Origin of the sequence: Vibrio sp. 10N.247.311.12 (assembly GCF_041467515.1) — a bacterium.
Taxonomy (GTDB): domain Bacteria; phylum Pseudomonadota; class Gammaproteobacteria; order Enterobacterales; family Vibrionaceae; genus Vibrio; species Vibrio crassostreae_C.
Window position 1 is genome coordinate 79,156 of record NZ_JBFSUV010000003.1, and the last position, 16,566, is coordinate 95,721.

Sequence of the window (16,566 nt, forward strand, 5' to 3'; positions counted from 1 at the left end):
GGCTATTCGACCATGATTCACATGGTGATTTTTATTTTATATTTTCTGGTAAGTGAGTGTTAGAGATGGCGATGACTGAACATGATGAAAGCTGGTGGAAAACCGCAACCATCTATCAAATCTACCCAAAGAGCTTTTGTGACAGTGGCAGTAAAGGTACTGGCGACATCAAAGGGATCATTTCGAAACTGGATTACCTCAAACATTTGAGTGTCGATGCGATTTGGCTAACCCCGGTTTACGCATCTCCTATGATCGATAATGGTTACGATATCTCAGACTACTACGCGATTAATCCTCAATTCGGCACCATGGAAGATTTCGACCTATTGCTGGCTGAAGCGCACCAACGTGGTATTCGTATCGTGATGGATATCGTGGTAAACCACACCTCAACAGAACATGCGTGGTTTCAGTCAGCATTGGGTGATAAAAACAGCCCATACCGCGACTACTACATATGGAAAGATCCCGTAGATGGTCAAGCACCAACTAACTGGCAGTCTAAGTTCGGTGGTAATGCGTGGGAACTAGATGAGGCGACTGGGCAATACTTCCTACACTTATTCGCCAAAGAACAGGCTGACCTCAACTGGGAGAACCCGGTTGTACGTGAAGAAGTGAAAGACGTTATCAGCTTTTGGGCAGAAAAGGGCGTTGATGGTTTCCGCTTGGATGTGATCAACCTGATTTCGAAGCAGCAAGACTTTCCTAATGATGATATCGGTGATGGCCGTCGTTTCTATACCGATGGTCCACGTGTACACGAATACCTGAAAGAGATCAGCGAAGCGGTATTCCAGAAGTACGGCAGCGTGACCGTAGGCGAGATGTCTTCAACCACGTTGGAACACTGCCAGCAATACTCAAACGTTGATAACAGTGAGCTATCGATGGTGTTTAACTTCCACCACCTTAAGGTCGATTACACCAATGGTGAGAAGTGGACCAATGCGCCGTTTGATTTCTTACAGCTCAAATCGATCTTTAACCACTGGCAAACGGGATTGAATGGCAAAGGGTGGGGCGCACTATTCTGGTGTAACCACGACCAACCAAGAGTGGTGAGCCGCTTAGGTAACGATCAGCAATATCGCGTTGAATCAGCCAAGATGCTTGCCGCTTCTGTTCACATGATGCAAGGCACGCCGTATATCTATCAAGGTGAAGAGATTGGTATGACCAACCCAGGTTACACCGAGATCAGCCAGTATCGTGATGTAGAGAGTACCAATATGTACGACATCATGGTGAATCGTGATGGTGTGGCTCATGAAGATATGATGGCGATTTTGGCGCAGAAGTCTCGTGATAACTCTCGTACACCAATGCAATGGAACAGTGAGCCTTACGCAGGGTTCTCACAAGCTCAGCCATGGCTTGATGTAGCGAATAATTACCCTGGGATTAACGCTGAGCAAGCACTGGAAGACAAAGACTCTGTTTTCTATTTCTATAAGAGTTTGATTGAGTTACGTAAACAAGTGCCAGTGATTACAGATGGCAGCTATCAAGATCTATTGCCTGATCACTCATCCATTTTTGCATATGCACGTGAGAACGAAGGGCAAACCTTGCTGTGTATTAACAACTATTATGGTGAAGAGGCGGAGTGCGTTTTACCGGAACGTTTTGATATGACTAAGGCGAAGAGTCTGTTGTCTAACTATCAACAAGCGAACACTTCAGTTGCATTACATCATCAAGTGTTACGTCCTTACGAGACTCGTATTCTCTTGATTGAAGGGTAACTTTGTTTCATTTCAATGAGCCTAATTTTGATTCCCCTTAAAAGATTAGGCTTCTACAAAGGCTTTGGAGTGCTTCCCAAAGCCTTTTTTGTTTTAGTGATGGCTGGAATATCGTGCCTCGAGTCTACTTGCTAGAAGTTTGAGCATCGAGTGCCAGCAACGACAGAGCAGGTAATGAACTTTAAGACGCGTAATTCACCGAGTAGCGAGTTGGTTTGTGGTTCATTGCCAATACGATGTTCAATACTGCGGTGCCTAATACAGATACGGCAATCACCCAAGGTGACACGAAGAAGAACGATGCAAACAGAATACACGCATCAATACCCATTTGTGTTTTGCCTACCGAGATACCGTAGCGGTCTTGGATAAACAAGCACAGTACGTTGAAGCCACCCAGACTTGAGCGGTGACGGAATAGGATTAGCATACCTAAGCCCATTAGTAAGCCGCCGGCAACAGCACAATAGATCTCGTTATGAACTTCTAGCGAGATAACTAAGTATAAATGATCGGCAAACACAGATACTAAAGCCCCTGAGATGGCACTGCTTATTGCGAAGTGACGGCCAAATCGTTTCCATGCTAATAAGTAGAATGGGCAATTAGCAATAAAGTACAAAATACCAAAGGTTACCGGCATAAATTGACTCAAAAGCAGAGCCAAGCCAGTAGTGCCACCAGTAAGCAGGTTCGCTGACTGTAAAAAGAAGACGCCTAACGCCACTAAAAACGTGCCAGTGAGGATTGCTACCCAATCTTCTTTACGTGAGTGTTTTTCCATCGTTTTTATAATTACCTAACCAATAAAGGCGTGCATAGTAGAGAAAAACCTTAGCTTTCGGTAGCTAGAGGGGCAAAATTAAGGTAAACCTATGTAATCTGCGTTTTACAGGGTGTAAATCGTAAAATTGACAGTAAGCGTCATCTTTGGTTGGATAAGCTTAATAACCATGATGAATCTTATTTGTGATTATGAAAAAACTGCATGATAAAATTGCAATTAGCTCTTTATGACCTAGATCAAATTATGTAGAATGCGTCACATCAAAACGGTGACGGAAACGTTTGCTTTCGGTCGTTGTGTGGTTTTTTTGAAACTTTCAGTACAATCTGAGTCAGGAGATACAGATGCTTAAGCGTGACATGAACATTGCTGATTACGATGCGGATCTATTCGCAGCTATCCAAGAAGAAACTCTTCGTCAGGAAGAGCATATCGAACTTATCGCTTCAGAAAACTACACAAGCCCACGTGTAATGGAAGCTCAAGGTTCTCAGCTAACAAACAAATACGCTGAAGGCTACCCAGGCAAGCGTTACTACGGTGGTTGTGAGTACGTAGACAAAGTTGAAACTCTAGCAATTGAACGTGCATGTGAACTATTTGGTGCAGAGTACGCAAACGTACAGCCTCACTCAGGTTCTCAAGCAAATAACGCTGTATACATGGCACTACTAAATGCAGGCGATACGGTTCTAGGTATGAGCCTAGCACACGGTGGTCACCTAACTCACGGTTCTCCAGTAAACTTCTCTGGTAAGCTTTACAACATCATCCCTTACGGTATCGATGAAGCGGGTCAAATCGATTACGAAGAGATGGAAAAGCTGGCTATCGAGAACAAGCCTAAGATGATCATCGGTGGTTTCTCTGCTTACTCTCAAATCTGTGATTGGAAGCGCATGCGTGAAATCGCTGACAAAGTAGGTGCTTACCTGTTCGTAGATATGGCTCACGTAGCAGGTCTAATCGCTGCAGGCGTTTACCCGAACCCAGTGCCACACGCTCACGTAGTAACTACAACGACGCACAAAACGCTTGCGGGTCCTCGTGGTGGTCTAATCCTTTCTAACGAAGGCGAAGATCTTTACAAGAAGCTGAACTCAGCAGTATTCCCAGGCGGCCAAGGTGGTCCTCTAATGCACGTTATCGCTGGTAAAGCAGTAGCGTTCAAAGAAGCTCTAGAGCCAGAGTTCAAAGAATACCAAGCACGCGTTGTTGCTAACGCAAAAGCAATGGTTGCTGAATTCCTAGCTCGTGGTTACAACATCGTTTCAGGTTCTACAGAGAACCACCTGTTCCTAGTTGACCTAATCAACAAAGACATCACAGGTAAAGAAGCAGATGCAGCACTAGGTGCAGCAAACATCACTGTAAACAAGAACTCAGTACCAAACGACCCACGTAGCCCATTCGTTACTTCAGGTATCCGTATCGGTTCTCCTTCTATCACTCGTCGCGGTTTCTCAGAAGCAGACGCGAAAGAGCTAGCAGGTTGGATCTGTGACATCCTAGATAACATGGGTGATGAGTCTGTTATCGAAGCGACTAAAGCAAAAGTACTAGAGATCTGTAAGCGTCTACCTGTTTACGCTTAATTTTTCTGGCTCAAATAGCTTAATTTCTGTGTCAAAGGTGCTCATTTACATTCGTAAACTCCGCGCCTTTTCCTTGAACTAAAGCTATTTGATTGAAAAATACGATTTGAAAGGCTCCTGTTGGGAGCTTTTTTTGTTTTTTTGGGTATTACGTTGTCGAGCATGCTCACTTACATTCGTAAGCTCCGCGTGCTCTCCTAGAATTTCAAACAACTACTTTGAAAAATATTGATACTAGAGGCTCCTTAATAGGGGCCTTTTTTGTACTTGGAAGTTTTAAAATTGTTGTCGAGCATGCTCACTTACACCCGTAATCTCTGCGTGCTCTCTTATAATTTCAAACAACTACTTTGAAAAGCAATGATACTAGAGGCTTCTTTAAAGGAGCTATTTTTTGTATCTGGTGGCTGGTGGATTTGGGATTAAGAGTAAAGAAAAGCGGGTATTAAAAAGGGTTAATGCTTTCACATTAACCCTTTGGTATTTGGTAGTGTCGATTCTACTTTTTGATGCTAAGCAGGGTGCCAGATTTACACTTGAATGAGTAGTAGTGGCGGCTTTCACTGAACTTACCTAGGCCTTCGCCATCACAGTAGTCGATGTTGATATCACGCATCACTTCTAATGTGTCTTCGCTGTTCAAAGCGAATTTAGAGCCATCAGAACAGACGATACGAACTCGTTCATCATGGCTTACAGAGTAAATATCGACTTCAGTATTACACAGCTCAAAAGAGGCTTCGCGAAAGTTGTCTTGCTGAGTATTTGAAGCGCAACCTGCGGTGAGTGCGGCTGCGATAACGGCTAAAAGTCCGAGTCTTTTCATTGTTAATCCTTCACTATCATCAAGTTGAGTGATGAGTTTTATATGCTAGTTTAGGTAGCCTATACAACAATACGCTTTGGTTCAAGGCGAGTTCGTTGACTCTAAGATATAAAAGTATAGGTGCATACAGATAATTTATAATGGGTTTGCTGCGTGTTTCCTTATTACGTATCACCAACAAAAAAAGACCAACACAGAGGTTGGTCTTTAAATAGGAAGATTTTTTAAACGACTATCGAAACTGTTTAGCTTCTGGAAGATACTCAAAACCAGCAGACGCGAGCTTAGCGATTAAGGCTGCTTTGTCGATTTCGTAGAAGTTGACCACTCGATCTAAATCACCGCCGAAGTCGTCACGAAGCTTCATGTTGACGATGCTCATCAACATCACTGGATCCATTTTTTCAAAGTTAGCGAGGTTCATATTAGTCCTCGAAATCTGAAATCAGTAAGTTAGCAGCGGCAAAGGCTGCACGTTCACGAGCTTCTTTAGGAAGAGACTCATCGGCAGCAAGGTCATTCAATGTTTTTACTGCGCAGGTGATCGCTTTAGGGATATAGCCTTGGTCGCCACTGCCAATTTGAGAATACAGTTCACGAACCAAATCACAACAATCGTATACTTTCATTTTTATACCTAACCAAATGATAACTGATCTCAATATACACATAGAGATAAGCAAAAACAAAGTGGATCTGATTAAGTTCAGAGTTAGTTTGTCCTTGCTCAATATCTCACTTGGTTAGCTCGCTGCTTAGGCCGTTCTTTACGGCTTCGTTTGGTACTTGCCGATTAGCCAGAGACTTGTTGTTCAAGTTGATAGGTGACTTCATCAGCAAGATTGAGCTGTTTCGCGAGCTCTTTCAGGTACGCCTTTTCCATGAAATTCTGTTCGTCGGCCACAATCAAAGAGGCTAAGTAGATCTCACTCGCCTGTTGAGGTGACGTTGCCAGTTGAGCGATTTCGCTTGGGTCGAGTGGCTTATGCAGTTCTTCAGAGACCAATTTAGTCAGTTGATAATCAGCGCCCATATTCTCGACGGCTTCCTCTATCTTAGCCATCTCTTCTTCATCAACATGGCCATCAGCTTTAGACGCGGCAATCATCGATCGTAGAATCAGCACGCTGTGGTTTGCATCATTTTCATCAAACTGAGCCTGTTCGACGTTAGGTGTCTGGCCTTGTTTGGACTGGTAGTCGTTGTAGACTTTATAAGCCAAAGCGCCCAGTGCTGCTGCGCCGCCAATCCCAGCCGCTTTCTTACCCATTTTCTTAGTCTTCTTAGAGCCCATTAACGCACCTAACAGTCCTCCGCCAACTGCGCCTGCACCGAAGGCTCCGAGTGTACTTTTACTGCTACTCTTGCTATTGCTGCCTTGAGAAAGGCCACTTAAACTTGAAGACCCTTGTGAAAGTTTCTGAGTACCTTGTTTTACGAGATCTGATTTAAGTGCTTGGTTCAGTAAGCTTTTGATATCCATCGATACCTCCAATGGTGAGCATGTCCAAAAAGTTGATGACACCAATATACGGATTTAAAGATGAACAGGGGATTAACTTACGTTATTTACTCTACTGATAAATAGAAGGGAGTTTGAAGCGAAATGACAGGCACAAAAAAGGCCACCTAACGGCAGCCTTTCAATGTTTATCTAGTCAGTAATCGGATTACTAAGCTAGTTGAGCCTTAAGGTGCTCGATAACCGTGTCCATTGCGATAGCTTCTTTATCACCAGTACGACGGTTTTTGTATTCGAAGTTACCTTCGTCCATGCTGCGATCGCCGATAACGATAGTGTGAGGGATACCCACAAGCTCGATATCTTTAAACATAACACCAGGGCGCTCTTTACGGTCATCGAATAAAACTTCGATACCCATAGCTGTTAATTCAGCGTATAGCTTCTCAGCTGCTTCTTTAACGCGCTCAGATTTGTGCATGTTCATTGGTACGATAGCAACTTGGAACGGCGCTAGTGCGTCTGGCCAAGTGATACCGAATTTATCGTGGTTTTGCTCGATAGCAGATGCAACAACACGTGAAACACCGATACCGTAACAACCCATCTCTAGGATTACGCTCTTACCATCAGGACCAAGCACGTTACAGTTCATTGCTTTAGAGTAAGTATTACCCAGTTGGAAGATGTGACCCACTTCGATACCACGCTTAAGCTGGATAGTACCTTTACCACATGGGCTAAGGTCACCTTCAACTACGTTACGTAGGTCTTCAACTTGAGCAAGCTCAACGTCACGACCCCAGTTGATGCCGAAGTAGTGCTTACCATCTACGTTTGCACCAGCGCCAAAGTCGCTCATTACAGCAACAGAGCGGTCAACGATGAATGGTAGCTCTAGGCCAACAGGTCCAAGTGAACCAGGACCTGCACCAACAAGTGCGCGGATTTCTTCTTCAGAAGCCATCTCTAGCGGAGAAGCAACCTGTGGAAGGTTCTCTGCTTTCACTTCGTTCAGTTCGTGGTCACCACGGATGATTAGCGCGATGATATCAGCGTCTACTTCATCAGAAGCTTTAACGAATAGAGTCTTAACAGTCTTCTCGATTGCTAGACCGTGTTGCTCTACCAATTCTGCGATAGTTTTCGCATTTGGTGTATCAACCAGTTCCATCTCTTGAGTTGGTGCTGCTGCATCTTCAGTAGGAGCAAGTGCTTCTGCTTTTTCGATGTTTGCTGCGTAATCTGACTCAGTTGAGAATGCGATTAGGTCTTCGCCGCTTTCAGCAAGAACGTGGAACTCTTGAGAGCCGCTGCCGCCGATTGCGCCAGAGTCTGCCAATACTGGACGGTATTCAAGGCCCATACGGTCGAATGCTTTACAGTAAGCATCGTGCATCGCTTGGTAAGACTTTTCTAAGCCTTCTTTGTCGATATCAAAGCTGTACGCATCCATCATAGAGAATTCACGTGCACGCATTACGCCAAAACGAGGGCGGCGCTCATCACGGAATTTAGTCTGGATTTGGTACAGATTTAGAGGTAGCTGTTTGTAAGAGCTGATCTCGTTACGTACTAGACTCGTTACCACTTCTTCAGCTGTTGGGCTAAGAACAAATGGACGAGAGTGACGGTCTGTGAAACGAAGTAGCTCAGGCCCCATCTTTTCAGAACGGCCAGTCTCTTCCCAAAGCTCAAACGGTTGAACTACGGGCATCAAGATTTCAACGGCACCTGCATTATCGATCTCTTGGCGAACGATATTTTCGACTTTACGCAGTACACGTAGACCAGTAGGTAGCCAAGTATATAAACCTGAAGCTAGCTTACGGATCATACCTGCACGTAGCATCAGCTGGTGGCTGATAACTTCTGCGTCGTTTGGAGTCTCTTTCAGAGTAGAAAGAAGGTAGTTACTGGTACGCATTCTATGGTATCCGTTTCATCATTGATAAAAGAAAACTTGCTGTCGTTCGTAACCACAGCAAATCTGATATAGCCGCATATAATATCAGCCTATTTGGTATCTCAAAAGCGTTCAATGTCAGTTACATTGATGAAAAGCGTTTCAACCACGAATTTCACGTTAAGATTGAACAAATTTACCGCATATTCCTTGTTGTCAGGCTTGCCTTTTTTATAGGCAGGTCGCGGATCTTGGCCTAATACTTCTTTGATCACCTGAATGATATGGCGCGCTTGTGGATGGCTTGCGAGCTTACTTTGAGCTTGCTGCAAAAAGTTAACGTCGAGCACTTCTGGTTCATCGGCGGCAAACCCTCCCAATGCATCCGGAATCGAATCTGAATAGGGGATATAAGGCTTGATGTCGATGATCGGTGTACCGTCTACTAAGTCGACGCTGCCGAGATCCAACCAAGTCTGTCCTTTCTCTTGAGACACACCTTTTAGTTTAACCGCAGACATGCCAATTCCATTTGGTCTGAATGTGGCACGTGACGCGAATACACCAATACGTTCATTCCCGCCAAGGCGAGGTGGCCTCACAGTTGGTTTCCAGCCTGCTTCAAGGTTCTTGTCGAACAGAAATAGTAACCAAACATGGCTAAATTGCTCTATATCACGAACAGACTCAAGGCAGTTTGCTGCATCAACCAATCTGACTCTTGAGGTGGATGTGGGTACCAACCTGGGCTGCCTTGGCACAGCGAACTTCTCTTTATAAGGAGACTCAATAAAGCCAACAGGTTCAATTGTGTACATAGTTGGGTGTTCTCTGATTACGATTAAGACGGAAAAATATCATAAAATCGCTTGTTTTTCTTTTGATAACAATTGTCACTTGTAGTGTTATAACATATCAAGTTGGTTATTTAAGGGGAATACAATGAAACCGAATATCCATCCAGATTACCGTCCCGTGGTTTTTCATGACACCAGTGTCGATGAGTACTTCTTAATCGGCTCAACGCTAAAAACAGACCGTACTATCGAATGGGAAGTCGGCAATACTTGCCCTTACTTCACGATTGAGGTGTCGCCAAAGTCGCATCCTTTCTATACGGGCAAACAACGAGTGCTACATAAAGAGGGACGCGTTGCGAACTTCACTCGTCGTTTTGGTCAATTAGGTAAGGGAGCTAAATAATGAAAGTTGTTAAATCACTTAAAAGTGCGAAAAGCCGTCACCCTGATTGCCAGATAGTTAAGCGTAGAGGGCGTCACTATGTGATCTGTAAATCCAATCCAAGATTTAAAGCGGTTCAAAAATAACCGTCAATATGATGTGACATGTGTGTAAAAACGAGGGGAAAGTCAAACTTCATTCATTTGTCTGTTTTTCTTTTCCTTCGAGAGGAACTTAACCGGATATCGAGTGTGTATTTAACGTACGATGTGTTTTATTTTCAAGTGAATCAATGGGTTATATTGTGAGTTATATTTCTAGTGAATGCGTTGTTGTAAATTATAAATCTAGTTTTTGTGTTTAATATAGATTTATTTGCTAATTAATTGTTCAAATAGAGTTAAAAGTCGTCGTTTGTTACACACTTTGTAACATTTTGAATTTCTAATTGATATTTTTGTCGCGTACCCTTCGCTGGCAATTTGAACATCTTTGTCACAATTGCACAGGAATAACTACACAAGGAGGGAACAGATGAGTTCATCTGCTTCAATAAAAAACAACGCACCAAAAAAACCTATTTTCACACGCTTTTTAGACAGCGTTGAATATTTGGGGAACCTTTTACCCCACCCAATCACTCTTTTTGCTATCTTCTGTGTCGCAATCCTAGTTTCTTCAGGTATTGCTGGTTACTTTGAAGTGTCTGTCATGGACCCTCGCCCTGAAGGTGCTAGTGGTCGTGCTGCTGATGGTATGATCCACGTTGTAAGCTTACTTAATGCTGAAGGCTTACAACTCATCGTAACGAATCTAGTTTCGAACTTTGTTGGCTTTGCGCCACTTGGTACTGTACTTGTTGCAATGCTAGGTGTTGCGATTGCTGAGCACTCAGGTCTATTATCTGCGGCAATGCGCGGCATGGTAATGGGCGCATCTCAGCGCATGGTTACTGTAACCGTGGTATTTGCCGGTATTATCTCTAACACGGCTTCAGAGCTGGGTTACGTAGTACTTATCCCTCTTGCAGCAATGCTTTTCCACTCATTGGGTCGTCACCCATTAGCAGGTCTAGCGGCAGCATTTGCTGGTGTATCTGGTGGTTATTCTGCAAATCTACTTATCGGTACGGTTGATCCACTGCTTTCTGGTATCACAGAAACAGCAGCACAAATGCTTGATCCATCTTACTCTGTTGGCCCTGAATCAAACTGGTACTTCATGTTTATTTCGACCTTCTTTATCTCGATTGCCGGCGCATTGGTAACAGAGAAGATTGTTGAACCTAAACTGGGTAAATACAATGTCGAAGACGCGTCTGAAGATCTTTCAAATGACTCAATGGGTAAGCTTACTGCTATTGAGAAGAAAGGCCTTAGATTGGCGGGTGTCGCTGTATTAATCGTGAGTGCGCTTTTAGCTTGGACTGTTGTTCCTGCTGACGGTGTTCTACGTTCAGAGGCGGGCACGATTTCAGGCTCTCCATTCCTGAAAAGTATCGTCGCGTTTATCTTTGTATTCTTTGCTATTCCTGGTTTTGTTTACGGCAAAATTACCGGTTCAATGAAGAATGACCGTGATGTGATTAATGCAATGGCAACGTCGATGTCTTCAATGGGCATGTACATCGTTCTTGTATTCTTTGCTGCACAGTTTGTTGCTTTCTTTAAGTGGACGAACTTTGGTCAAGTGGTTGCTGTAGGCGGCGCAACATTCCTTCAGGATATCGGCCTAACGGGTCCAATGTTGTTCTTCGCATTCATCCTAATGTGTGGTTTCATTAACCTGATGATCGGTTCAGCTTCTGCACAGTGGGCAGTAACAGCGCCAATCTTCGTTCCAATGCTAATGCTAGTAGGCTACGCACCTGAAACGATTCAAGCGGCTTACCGTATCGGTGATTCAACAACCAACATCATTACACCAATGATGAGCTACTTCGGTCTTATCCTTGCCGTAGCAACTCGCTACATGAAGAACCTAGGTATCGGTACACTGATCGCGACAATGTTGCCTTACTCAATGGTATTCATGTTTGGTTGGAGCATCTTGTTCTACCTATGGGTATTCGTATTCGGTCTACCAGTAGGTCCAGGCGCTGCAACGTACTACACGCCTTAGTTGTAGAGTAGGGGAAACCTTCTTCTAATTGATATTAAAAAAACCTGCATTGTTTGCAGGTTTTTTGATTTTTTATGGAGAGATAGAACTAGGTTAAGCTCGGATGAGCCAGCTAGCGTTTGGCTAGAATTCTATCTAAGTGGTTGGCAAACTCACGACGGTCGGTTTGAGAAAGGGCACTTGGTCCACCCGTTTGGATGCCACTTGAGCGCATGGTATCCATAAAGTCACGAATGTTCAGACGCGCTTTAATGGTCTCTTTGGTGTAAAGCTCACCACGAGAGCTGAGTGCTTGCCCACCTTTAGTGATCACTTCGTCAGCCAGAGGGATATCGGATGTAATCACAAGATCGCCGGGTTCAGTGCGCTTTACGATTTCATCATCAGCAATATCAAACCCGCTTGGCACTTGAATTGAGTGAATGTTATTGCGTTTAGGAACGGGAACCAGATGGTTTGCCACAAAGGTACATTCAACCCCTGTGCGCTCAGCTGCGCGTACGATTGTTTCTCGGATAACCTTTGGACAAGCGTCCGCATCAACCCATATCTTCATAGTGTTCTATTTCTCTGTTAGCTTATTTATCGGTCAACTTATTGCTCAGTTGCCTTATTGGCCAGTTAACTTATTGTTCAGTTAACTTATTGTTCAGTTAACTTATTACTCAGTTAATTTGGCTTCAAGCGTGGCAACGCGAGCGGTAAGTTCAAGGATTTGCTTTTCCAGTTGGCTAACACGATCAAGTGCCGGCTCTTCTTGTGTCGCGACTTCCACTTTAGGGACGCGATTGGCGCTTTTCCAGCTTTTGATAGTCATGATTAAAGCTGGCATCGGAACGGATGTGCTCATACGAGCTTTAACTAAAGCAACTGTCGGCTCTTTCCCTTGTGCTTGCAGTCCTTCAAGCACTGATTTCAACTCTTCAGACACATCTTTTGTCAGCATGTTGACCTCCATTTTTAGTCTTTGGTCATTTTACTCGCTCCGGTGAATGATAGCGAATCATAAAACCGTCCATAGCTTGTGAGAGATCTCTTACAAAGGCTGTGAGATAACACGAATACATCACTAGAGAGATTTAAGTGCACATGGTTAAGTTGTTGAATTTTAATTGTTTTATATAATTAACAACTTTATTGAATTGAAAGTGTGATGCAAATCTATTGTCCAAAATCCTAAATCGCGTAAATTAAACCTTGTCGGAAGGATTCTGACACGGAACAGGAAAGCACCAAGGATTTGGTTATCTTCAGGATGAAGATTTGGTTACTTAGGATTGAGTAGTCAAGCATGGAGCGTAAGGACATTGTAGGGATACAGCCAGTTAACAGGAAGTTAGCTGCAACGGAATGACAATGGACACCTTTAGGATTTAAAGGGTTGGATTAGCATCAGGACGATGTAAAGGACACCGCTCACGGAACAAGTGATGTGCGCTAACTAGGATTGTTAGCTTTCAGGATGATTGGACACCGCTAGGACGGCGAAGTAAAGGAAAGAGCTGAAGGATTACAGCCACTATTATGGATGATGCATGGAGCATTTATTAGTAGCCGGACTGCTGCGAGTAAGACCCTAGCCCTGACACTTCGGTGTCGGGGCTTTTCTTTATCTGAGGCTTTTCTCTACCTAGGGGCTCTCTTTAATTCAGGAGCTTTTATCTAAGAGCGCGACATCTGCTTTTCTGCTAATAGTCAACACAAGGAGTGTTTTATGACGATAGCAACCTCAAGAACGCTGTTGGTACCTTATACCGAACAGCTACAACACGACTTTATCAAGTTGAATTGCTGCCCCATTAATCGTGCTGAAATGAATGGGCCGCACTCTATTGCCTCTGCGAAGCTCTTATTTCAAGAGATACTGCAAGACAACGCCGGCTTCTGCCGCGCGATTATCCATAACCAAACCCGTGAATATCTTGGACATGTCTTTGTTTCATCAGAAGAGGGTCAGCATGAGCTTGGCTTTATTTTGGATAAAGAATTTTGGAATCAAGGTCTTGCTAGCGAAGTGCTAAAACCTTTCTTCAGTTTGGTGTGTTTTGAAGAGCACCTAACGAATGTGGTTGCGACCGTTAATGTCGGTCATAACCCATCGATTAAGTTACTCGAAAAGTTAGGCTTTGCATTTAAAGAGACCAAACAAGATCAGTTTGGCCCTTATCATGAATATCGTTATACCGAGTTTTGCGACGTTACATTCTATGAGGCTGTAGCTCAAACCGCATAGAGCGGAAGCCGACCATAGTCAGTTTTCCTTGGTACAGATCATCACCCAATGCTGAAAACTCAAATTGGTACACAGTGTGCCAGCGCCAAATGGTGGTTAGCTCATGGCGCATCTTAAATTTATGACCACTGAAGGCAACGCTTAGTAGCTGCAAGTCGAGCTCTTTACATTTTCTCGCAATGGCAGTTTTCGCAAGCTCTGATTGCCTGCGCTGCTGCCAAAAGAAAAAGCAAAAGAAGCACAGCATCAAAATAGCCAATAAGTTATCTATCATTTAATCCATACTTCCTTTTATCTCTCTATTCCGTTCGTGATTTGAGCTTTTTGTTATGAGCTACTGAGCTGTTCTGTCTGGTATCTATTGCGACTTAGCCGCTTGTTGTAATTCTACAAGTGCATTGGCGAGTTCTGGTGATGGGTTCGAGTTCAATAATGGTAAAAATACCATTCTCAGTGTCGGAATCATCACTAAATCTGCAAATAACTGATTGAACAAGTTTTGGTTGCCCGTTTGTGCGAGACGCAGCAAGAACTGCTCAGCAATCGCAGGATCTTGCAGTGCGTGCCAGCTGCGACCAGCCAAACCAATCAATACTTCTTGGTGGCTTAAGCGCGGGCTAGCCAGAACTTGGTTAATTACGGCGTTGGTTGTGCTTTGCTCTGCGCCAGAAAGGGCACGTACCAGTGCTGACAGTAAGAACAGATCTGGCTCTTGACTGTTAATCTCATTCTCTGCCATTTCTTGTAAGCGTTGAGCGAGCTTGTCATTGATTTGCGTATGCTCAAGCGCCCCGAGAGTCGCGTATAGAGGTTCTGAAGGCAGCTTATTCAATGCTTTGCGAATCGCGACACCATTTTGTTGGCTGCCTAAACGAGCACACATATCAGTGATGCCTTGTAGGCCAACGGTTTTCCAGTTGTCCCAGCCTAGATCGCCTGTGAAGTAGTGTTGAGCGTGTTCGTAGTATTGGCTCGTTGCAAGGTCTAAACCTGCTCTTACTTGGCTATGGAACACGGCCATTTTGTCTTCTGAAGGCTTGAAGGTATATGGGTTGTTTGACAGCTTTTGTTGTTGCTCTTCGCTGATCTCACCGTTCAAACGTGTGCCCATCGCTTCGATAACAAACTTAAGGAAATTGCCGACATCACCTTGATGTAATAGGCCTCTTTCGTCCAGTTTGAATTTTAGGAACCAGATCCAAGGTTGCTTGTGTTCGTTCCAGTAACTAATCGCTAAGTGAGCTTGTTTCTGAAGTGGAAATGGGTACGGCTGTTTCCCTTGCTCAACATCAGAGAATAAGGTGTTGTCGATCTTCTGAATACGGCGACCTAGGTCGTAGATATCGTACTGGCAACCGCTATTCTTTAGTAACTGAGTGAGCGTGTGAATCGTTTCCATAGTAATAAAGCTCCTAACTTTCTTTCCTAAATAGATGGTACTCTATGCCCCAATTTCAAGGTCACTAGATAAATAACTTGGTGAAAAATGACAGCAGCCACAAAGTTACCTCTTTTACTTCAACAATTAGAAGAACAAATGCGCCAATGTTCGCTATGGAGCACGCTTCCGCCTTCGGATGAAGCTCTGGCGAGCGTTGAACCTTTCGGGATTGATTCGTTACAACCGGAAGAGTGGTTGCAGTGGATCTTTATCGTTAAGATCAACGCAATGATGGATGCCCAAATGAGCCTACCGAAAGGCTTTGCTATCCATCCTTATTTTGGTGAAGTGTGGAAAAATGAGGCAGACAAAGTCGAACTGCTAGTGACAATTCAGAGCATTGATGAGGTATGTGCGTAATGTTAGAGATCATTTATCAAGATGAGTACTTTGTCGCGGTGAATAAGCCCGCTGGCATGCTAGTGCATCGTTCATGGTTGGATAAACACGAAACGCAATTTGTTATGCAGACATTGCGCGATCAAATTGGTCAGCATGTATTTCCATTACACCGCTTAGACAGACCGACATCGGGTGTGTTGGTGTTTGCGTTGTCGAGTGAGGTTGCTTCACAGGTGATGCCAATGTTCGCTAATCATGAGATGCAAAAAACCTATCATGCGATTGTCCGTGGTTGGATAGAAGAGGGCGATACGCTCGATTATGCACTTAAGGTTGAGCTGGATAAGATCGCAGATAAGTTCGCGAAAGAAGACAAAGAAGCGCAAGAGGCAGTGACAGTCTATGAACCGCTAGCAAAAGTAGAAGTGCCATATTCAACAGGACGCTTTCCTACGAGCCGCTACTGCTTGGTTGAGATGATGCCAAAGACAGGTCGCAAACATCAGCTGCGTCGTCACATGGCTCATCTAAGACATCCGATTGTCGGTGATACTTCACATGGTGATGGTAAGCACAATCGACTGTTCCGTGATGATTTAGATTCGCATCGTTTGTTGTTGCACGCTTCTGAGCTTCGCTTTATCCATCCTTTCACAAAAGAAGAGTTGGTGATGAAGGCCAACCTTGATGAAACTTGGCTAAGGTTGTTTGAAACCTTTGAGTGGGATACTAACTTAATCGATGCTCAAACTTGCTTGTCTAAGTAAGTCTCGCGTGTTTAGGCAATCTCCAGTCTAAGTGAATAGAGAAAATAGAATAAAAAACAAAGGGCTGATAGTGATATCAGCCCTTTTTGTATCTGTATAACCTTAACGGCATAACTAATGTTGGTTAGTTAACAGTAATAGTTAGTCGCGGGA

The 16,566-nt window shown here is 43.9% G+C and carries 19 protein-coding genes; 8 read left to right on the forward strand and 11 right to left on the reverse strand.

Translation table 11 applies throughout. The features are described 5' to 3' along the window. Positions 1 to 65: 65 nt before the first annotated feature. Positions 66 to 1,751, forward strand: coding sequence for an alpha,alpha-phosphotrehalase (gene treC, locus AB6E30_RS02720; RefSeq protein ID WP_372102554.1), 1,686 nt, complete (start codon positions 66 to 68; stop codon positions 1,749 to 1,751). Positions 1,752 to 1,932: 181 nt separating this feature from the next. Here the strand turns inward: treC and AB6E30_RS02725 are convergent, their stop codons facing one another. Next, on the reverse strand, positions 1,933 to 2,535 hold the full coding sequence (locus tag AB6E30_RS02725) for a YitT family protein (RefSeq protein ID WP_017069490.1): 603 nt from the start codon (positions 2,533 to 2,535) through the stop codon (positions 1,933 to 1,935). A gap of 347 nt (positions 2,536 to 2,882) precedes the next feature. Between AB6E30_RS02725 and glyA the strand changes: the two genes are divergently transcribed. After that, positions 2,883 to 4,133 carry a serine hydroxymethyltransferase gene (gene glyA, locus AB6E30_RS02730; protein WP_017066387.1) on the forward strand — a complete coding sequence of 417 codons (1,251 nt, stop codon included), beginning with the start codon at positions 2,883 to 2,885 and terminating at the stop codon, positions 4,131 to 4,133. 499 nt (positions 4,134 to 4,632) lie between these two features. Here glyA and AB6E30_RS02735 read toward each other — a convergent pair whose 3' ends face one another. From AB6E30_RS02735 to tsaA, 6 genes are all read right to left on the reverse strand, one after another. Next, a complete protein-coding gene (locus AB6E30_RS02735) occupies positions 4,633 to 4,959 on the reverse strand; it encodes a hypothetical protein (protein WP_017072003.1) in 327 nt (108 codons plus the stop codon). Between the two features lie 232 nt (positions 4,960 to 5,191). Next, complete coding sequence (locus AB6E30_RS02740) at positions 5,192 to 5,383, reverse strand: DUF4250 domain-containing protein (protein ID WP_004738555.1); 192 nt, start codon at positions 5,381 to 5,383, stop codon at positions 5,192 to 5,194. A gap of 1 nt (position 5,384) precedes the next feature. Further along, positions 5,385 to 5,588: a YaeP family protein gene (locus AB6E30_RS02745; protein WP_008222923.1), complete on the reverse strand. Its 204-nt coding sequence runs from the start codon at positions 5,586 to 5,588 to the stop codon at positions 5,385 to 5,387. A gap of 164 nt (positions 5,589 to 5,752) precedes the next feature. Continuing rightward, positions 5,753 to 6,442 carry a tellurite resistance TerB family protein gene (locus AB6E30_RS02750; protein WP_372102556.1) on the reverse strand — a complete coding sequence of 230 codons (690 nt, stop codon included), beginning with the start codon at positions 6,440 to 6,442 and terminating at the stop codon, positions 5,753 to 5,755. Between the two features lie 190 nt (positions 6,443 to 6,632). Beyond that, positions 6,633 to 8,348, reverse strand: coding sequence for a proline--tRNA ligase (locus tag AB6E30_RS02755; RefSeq protein WP_102428248.1), 1,716 nt, complete (start codon positions 8,346 to 8,348; stop codon positions 6,633 to 6,635). A 101-nt stretch (positions 8,349 to 8,449) separates the two neighbouring features. Further along, positions 8,450 to 9,145 carry a tRNA (N6-threonylcarbamoyladenosine(37)-N6)-methyltransferase TrmO gene (tsaA, locus tag AB6E30_RS02760; RefSeq protein WP_372102558.1) on the reverse strand — a complete coding sequence of 232 codons (696 nt, stop codon included), beginning with the start codon at positions 9,143 to 9,145 and terminating at the stop codon, positions 8,450 to 8,452. Positions 9,146 to 9,269: 124 nt separating this feature from the next. Between tsaA and AB6E30_RS02765 the strand changes: the two genes are divergently transcribed. From AB6E30_RS02765 to AB6E30_RS02775, 3 genes are all read left to right on the forward strand, one after another. Further along, positions 9,270 to 9,530 carry a type B 50S ribosomal protein L31 gene (locus AB6E30_RS02765; RefSeq protein ID WP_136982694.1) on the forward strand — a complete coding sequence of 87 codons (261 nt, stop codon included), beginning with the start codon at positions 9,270 to 9,272 and terminating at the stop codon, positions 9,528 to 9,530. Next, the gene (gene ykgO / locus AB6E30_RS02770) at positions 9,530 to 9,655 is read left to right on the forward strand and encodes a type B 50S ribosomal protein L36 (protein ID WP_010436457.1); all 126 of its coding nucleotides are present in this window, start codon (positions 9,530 to 9,532) and stop codon (positions 9,653 to 9,655) included. The genes AB6E30_RS02765 and ykgO overlap by 1 nt, the downstream gene beginning before the upstream one ends. A 388-nt stretch (positions 9,656 to 10,043) precedes the next feature. Further along, positions 10,044 to 11,630: an AbgT family transporter gene (locus AB6E30_RS02775; protein ID WP_010436458.1), complete on the forward strand. Its 1,587-nt coding sequence runs from the start codon at positions 10,044 to 10,046 to the stop codon at positions 11,628 to 11,630. Between the two features lie 112 nt (positions 11,631 to 11,742). On the opposite strand, the gene AB6E30_RS02780 is transcribed toward AB6E30_RS02775, so the two are convergent. Continuing rightward, positions 11,743 to 12,186 carry a YaiI/YqxD family protein gene (locus AB6E30_RS02780; protein ID WP_017063355.1) on the reverse strand — a complete coding sequence of 148 codons (444 nt, stop codon included), beginning with the start codon at positions 12,184 to 12,186 and terminating at the stop codon, positions 11,743 to 11,745. A gap of 105 nt (positions 12,187 to 12,291) precedes the next feature. Then, on the reverse strand, positions 12,292 to 12,576 hold the full coding sequence (locus AB6E30_RS02785) for a hypothetical protein (RefSeq protein WP_004734360.1): 285 nt from the start codon (positions 12,574 to 12,576) through the stop codon (positions 12,292 to 12,294). 768 nt (positions 12,577 to 13,344) lie between these two features. On the opposite strand from AB6E30_RS02785, the gene AB6E30_RS02790 reads away from it, so the two are divergent. After that, entirely contained in the window at positions 13,345 to 13,863 is a 519-nt protein-coding gene (locus AB6E30_RS02790; RefSeq protein WP_054547594.1) for a GNAT family N-acetyltransferase, read from the forward strand. Here the strand turns inward: AB6E30_RS02790 and AB6E30_RS02795 are convergent. Next, positions 13,829 to 14,137 (reverse strand): DUF3301 domain-containing protein, encoded by a 309-nt coding sequence (locus AB6E30_RS02795; RefSeq protein ID WP_004734358.1) that lies wholly within the window; start codon positions 14,135 to 14,137, stop codon positions 13,829 to 13,831. The genes AB6E30_RS02790 and AB6E30_RS02795 overlap by 35 nt on opposite strands. A gap of 84 nt (positions 14,138 to 14,221) precedes the next feature. After that, the gene (locus AB6E30_RS02800) at positions 14,222 to 15,262 is read right to left on the reverse strand and encodes a DUF3549 family protein (RefSeq protein WP_017060747.1); all 1,041 of its coding nucleotides are present in this window, start codon (positions 15,260 to 15,262) and stop codon (positions 14,222 to 14,224) included. Between the two features lie 87 nt (positions 15,263 to 15,349). On the opposite strand from AB6E30_RS02800, the gene AB6E30_RS02805 reads away from it, so the two are divergent. Next, on the forward strand, positions 15,350 to 15,664 hold the full coding sequence (locus tag AB6E30_RS02805; RefSeq protein ID WP_017063358.1) for a YqcC family protein: 315 nt from the start codon (positions 15,350 to 15,352) through the stop codon (positions 15,662 to 15,664). Beyond that, positions 15,664 to 16,413 carry a tRNA pseudouridine(65) synthase TruC gene (gene truC / locus AB6E30_RS02810; protein WP_017060745.1) on the forward strand — a complete coding sequence of 250 codons (750 nt, stop codon included), beginning with the start codon at positions 15,664 to 15,666 and terminating at the stop codon, positions 16,411 to 16,413. The genes AB6E30_RS02805 and truC overlap by 1 nt, the downstream gene beginning before the upstream one ends. Positions 16,414 to 16,566: the final 153 nt, after the last annotated feature.

Coding starts and splice junctions, on each gene's coding strand:
- treC (WP_372102554.1), top strand. CDS start 66: ATGGCGATGACTGAACATGATGAAAGCTGGTGGAAAACCGCAACCATC.
- AB6E30_RS02725 (WP_017069490.1), bottom strand. CDS start 2,535: ATGGAAAAACACTCACGTAAAGAAGATTGGGTAGCAATCCTCACTGGC.
- glyA (WP_017066387.1), top strand. CDS start 2,883: ATGCTTAAGCGTGACATGAACATTGCTGATTACGATGCGGATCTATTC.
- AB6E30_RS02735 (WP_017072003.1), bottom strand. CDS start 4,959: ATGAAAAGACTCGGACTTTTAGCCGTTATCGCAGCCGCACTCACCGCA.
- AB6E30_RS02740 (WP_004738555.1), bottom strand. CDS start 5,383: ATGAACCTCGCTAACTTTGAAAAAATGGATCCAGTGATGTTGATGAGC.
- AB6E30_RS02745 (WP_008222923.1), bottom strand. CDS start 5,588: ATGAAAGTATACGATTGTTGTGATTTGGTTCGTGAACTGTATTCTCAA.
- AB6E30_RS02750 (WP_372102556.1), bottom strand. CDS start 6,442: ATGGATATCAAAAGCTTACTGAACCAAGCACTTAAATCAGATCTCGTA.
- AB6E30_RS02755 (WP_102428248.1), bottom strand. CDS start 8,348: ATGCGTACCAGTAACTACCTTCTTTCTACTCTGAAAGAGACTCCAAAC.
- tsaA (WP_372102558.1), bottom strand. CDS start 9,145: ATGTACACAATTGAACCTGTTGGCTTTATTGAGTCTCCTTATAAAGAG.
- AB6E30_RS02765 (WP_136982694.1), top strand. CDS start 9,270: ATGAAACCGAATATCCATCCAGATTACCGTCCCGTGGTTTTTCATGAC.
- ykgO (WP_010436457.1), top strand. CDS start 9,530: ATGAAAGTTGTTAAATCACTTAAAAGTGCGAAAAGCCGTCACCCTGAT.
- AB6E30_RS02775 (WP_010436458.1), top strand. CDS start 10,044: ATGAGTTCATCTGCTTCAATAAAAAACAACGCACCAAAAAAACCTATT.
- AB6E30_RS02780 (WP_017063355.1), bottom strand. CDS start 12,186: ATGAAGATATGGGTTGATGCGGACGCTTGTCCAAAGGTTATCCGAGAA.
- AB6E30_RS02785 (WP_004734360.1), bottom strand. CDS start 12,576: ATGCTGACAAAAGATGTGTCTGAAGAGTTGAAATCAGTGCTTGAAGGA.
- AB6E30_RS02790 (WP_054547594.1), top strand. CDS start 13,345: ATGACGATAGCAACCTCAAGAACGCTGTTGGTACCTTATACCGAACAG.
- AB6E30_RS02795 (WP_004734358.1), bottom strand. CDS start 14,137: ATGATAGATAACTTATTGGCTATTTTGATGCTGTGCTTCTTTTGCTTT.
- AB6E30_RS02800 (WP_017060747.1), bottom strand. CDS start 15,262: ATGGAAACGATTCACACGCTCACTCAGTTACTAAAGAATAGCGGTTGC.
- AB6E30_RS02805 (WP_017063358.1), top strand. CDS start 15,350: ATGACAGCAGCCACAAAGTTACCTCTTTTACTTCAACAATTAGAAGAA.
- truC (WP_017060745.1), top strand. CDS start 15,664: ATGTTAGAGATCATTTATCAAGATGAGTACTTTGTCGCGGTGAATAAG.